Source organism: Acidobacteriota bacterium (genome assembly GCA_020845575.1).
Classification (GTDB): Bacteria; Acidobacteriota; Vicinamibacteria; order Vicinamibacterales; family Vicinamibacteraceae; genus Luteitalea.
The window spans coordinates 1-2,986 of record JADLFL010000062.1 but is presented as its reverse complement, the minus strand read 5'-3'; the positions used below and the strand labels follow the sequence as shown (position 1 = coordinate 2,986).

At 67.4% G+C, this 2,986-nt stretch carries 4 protein-coding genes; all 4 read left to right on the top strand.

The window, feature by feature from the left end; translation table 11 throughout:
* A partial coding sequence (locus IT182_17140) for a WHG domain-containing protein (GenBank protein MCC6165074.1) occupies window positions 1–464 on the top strand: 464 nt, incomplete at its 5' end.
* Between the two features lie 9 nt (window positions 465–473).
* Entirely contained in the window at window positions 474–1,598 is a 1,125-nt protein-coding gene (locus IT182_17135) for an ABC transporter permease (GenBank protein ID MCC6165073.1), read from the top strand.
* 7 nt (window positions 1,599–1,605) lie between these two features.
* Window positions 1,606–2,295, top strand: a complete 690-nt coding sequence (locus IT182_17130; protein ID MCC6165072.1) for an ABC transporter ATP-binding protein — start codon at window positions 1,606–1,608, stop codon at window positions 2,293–2,295.
* A 14-nt stretch (window positions 2,296–2,309) separates the two neighbouring features.
* On the top strand, window positions 2,310–2,986 hold a 677-nt coding region (locus IT182_17125; GenBank protein MCC6165071.1), incomplete at its 3' end, for a biotin/lipoyl-binding protein.

The window sequence follows — 2,986 nt, the reverse complement described above, 5'->3', positions numbered from 1 at the left end:
TCGCCGACAAGGCCGCTCTGGTACACGCGATTTGCGAAGAGACCTTCACGGGCCTCATCCGAAAACTCGAGGCGCTCCAGCGCAAACACACCGACCCGCTCGCCTACCTGGAAGCCGGCCTGCGCGCCTACATCGACTTCGGCCTGGCCAACCCGAGTCACTACACGGCCACGTTCATCCTCACGCCCAAGAACACGGGCTACAACTACGAGACCTCCGCCGGCAAACACGCGTTCGAATTCCTGCGCGGCTTGGTGGACGGCTGCGTCCAGGCGGGCCGCATCGGTCCGGTCGACGTTGAAGCCACGGCACAAGCCCTTTGGGCCGGTGTTCACGGCGTCGTGTCCCTGCTCATCACCAAGGCGGAATTCCCGTTTGTCGGTCGTGAGCGCCTCATCAAACAGACACTGCAGTTGCTGATCGCCGGCCTGCCCCGCCCCGCCGGTCGCGCGGGTCGCCCCTAGGAGTCGCCGATGGTCTCTCTCGCCCTCCGCAATCTCCTCCACGATCGCGTCCGCCTCGTCGTCACGCTCGTCGGCATCGTCTTCAGCGTGGTGCTCTCGGCGATCCAACTCGGGCTGTTCATGGGATTCCGCGCCGCAACGGCGGACGTCATCGCCCGCAGCGAAGCCGACCTCTGGGTGATGTCGCGCGGCGTGACCCACTTGGAATCCGCCGTGCCCTTCCCCGAGCGCCGCCTCCATCAGGTGATGCAAATCCCCGGCGTCGCGCGCGCCGAGCGGTACCTCGTGAACTTCAGCCAGTGGGACCGACCCGACGGCGCCGAGGAAGGCATCATGGTCATCGGCCTTGAGCCCACCGCGACGATGGGCCTGCCGTGGAATCTGACGGCCGGCCGGGTCGAAGATCTGCGTCAACGCGACGCGGTCATCGTCGACGAGTTGTATCTGAAGAAGCTCGGCGTGACCGGCGTGGGCGACACGGCCGAGATTCGCGGACAACGCGTGAAGATCGTCGGCACCACCCGAGGCATCCGCACGTTTACCACGGCGCCGCCGGTGTTCACCCTCCTGAGCAACGCCAAGCGTTTTGTGCCCGGCACGGGCGACGACTTGCGCTACATCCTGGTGCGCGCCACCGAAGGCACCGACACCACGGCGCTGGCTGAGACGATCCGCACGACGGTCCCCAACGTCGATGCCCTCGCCACCGATGCCTGGCGCTCGGCGCAAGAGGGCTATTGGATGTTCGGCACCGGTGCGGGCATCACCGTGCTGATCGCCGCCGGCCTCGGGCTGCTCGTTGGAGTGGTCGTCGTGGCGCAGACGATTTACGCCGCCACGGTGGATCACATCCGCGAATACGGCACGCTCAAAGCGATGGGTGCGACCAACGGCTACATCTATCGCGTTATCACCCAGCAGGCGATGGTCAGTGGCGCGGTCGGTTACGCCATCGGCATCAGCATCGCCCTCTCGGTCTCCCGCGCGAGCCTCGAAGGCACGACGGCGATTCTTATTCCCTGGCCCCTCAGTGTCGGCTTGGCGCTCCTGACGATCGTGATGTGCCTGATCGCCTCACTCGTCTCCATCAACAAGGCCACGCGGATCGATCCCGCGATGGTGTTCCGGAACTGAGGCTCCCATGGCGACTGGTATCCGAGTGGCAGGTGTCACCAAGGTCTACGGCGAAGGCGCCACCGCATTCTCCGCACTGAAGGGTGTGGACCTGGAGGCCAACCCCGGTGAAGTGCTGCTGATGGTCGGCCCCTCCGGGTCGGGCAAAACAACACTGCTGTCGATCATGGGCGCGATTCTGCGGGCCACGTCCGGGCGCGTGGAGATTGCCGGCCGCGACATCGCACAACTGCCCGAGCGTGACCTGCCAGCCGTGCGACTCGCCCACCTCGGCTTCGTGTTCCAAGGCTTCAATCTGTTCCCTGCGTTGACAGCCGTGGAGAACGTCGCGATCGCGCTCGATGTGCGCGGCGAACGCGGCGCCCCTGCGATGGCCAAAGCGCTGCGCGCACTCGACGCGGTCGGGCTGGCCGACAAGGCGCGTTCACTCCCGCGTGACTTGAGCGGCGGTCAGAAACAACGCGTGGCGATCGCCCGCTCGCTCGTCGGCGCTCCCGGCATCATTCTCGCCGACGAACCCACGGCCGCCCTCGATCACGATTCCGGCCAGCGCATCCTCGAGCTGCTCCGCAGCCTCGCCTCCAACGACGGCCGCGCGGTCGTCATCGTCACCCACGACTCGCGGACCTTCCCCTACGGGGATCGCACGGTCCGCATTGAAGACGGTCTTCTCACTCCGAAGGAGTTCGCCGCATGACTCGCACACACTGGATGCTCGCCGGGGTCGCCACCCTCGCCCTGTCGGCCTGGGCCTTTTCAGGTTCGCAACCGGCCACCGGGGCTCCGACGCGCGATGCCGGCACCAGCGCCACAGCCGACATCGTCGCAGCGCCGGGCCGCGTGGAGTCGGCCACCGAAGACATCAACCTCGGCTTTGAGATACCCGGCCGGCTCGAGGCCGTCCTCGTTGACGAAGGCGACCGCGTCGAGGCCGGCACCGTCATCGCCCGGCTCGACGCCAGCGCACAACGTGCCGCACTTGCGTCGGCGCGCGCGCGTTTGTCGATGGCCATGGCCGAACGTGATCGCGTGCTCAACGGTGCCCGCACGGAGGAACGACGCGAAGCCGACGCCGCCCGACTCCAGGCGGAGACCGCCGCGGCGCAGGCCGACCTCGAACTGCGCCGTCGCAAGAGCCTGTTTGACGATGGCGTGATTGCGCGCGAGGAGTACGAACGCGCGGAACGTGACGCCCGTCTCGCGCGCGCCCGTGTGGATGAAGTCACCGAACGTGCGCGCACCGTCCAGGCCGAGGCGCGCGACGATGACCGCGCGCGGGCAAGCGCCGCCGTCGAGCTGGCGCGCGCGCAAGTCGCCGAAGTGGAAGTGCAGCTGGCCAAGACCGAGCTGCGCGCCCCCACCGCCGGCGTCATCGTCCGTCGCTATCG

Coding starts and splice junctions, on each gene's coding strand:
- IT182_17135 (MCC6165073.1), top strand. CDS start 474: ATGGTCTCTCTCGCCCTCCGCAATCTCCTCCACGATCGCGTCCGCCTC.
- IT182_17130 (MCC6165072.1), top strand. CDS start 1,606: ATGGCGACTGGTATCCGAGTGGCAGGTGTCACCAAGGTCTACGGCGAA.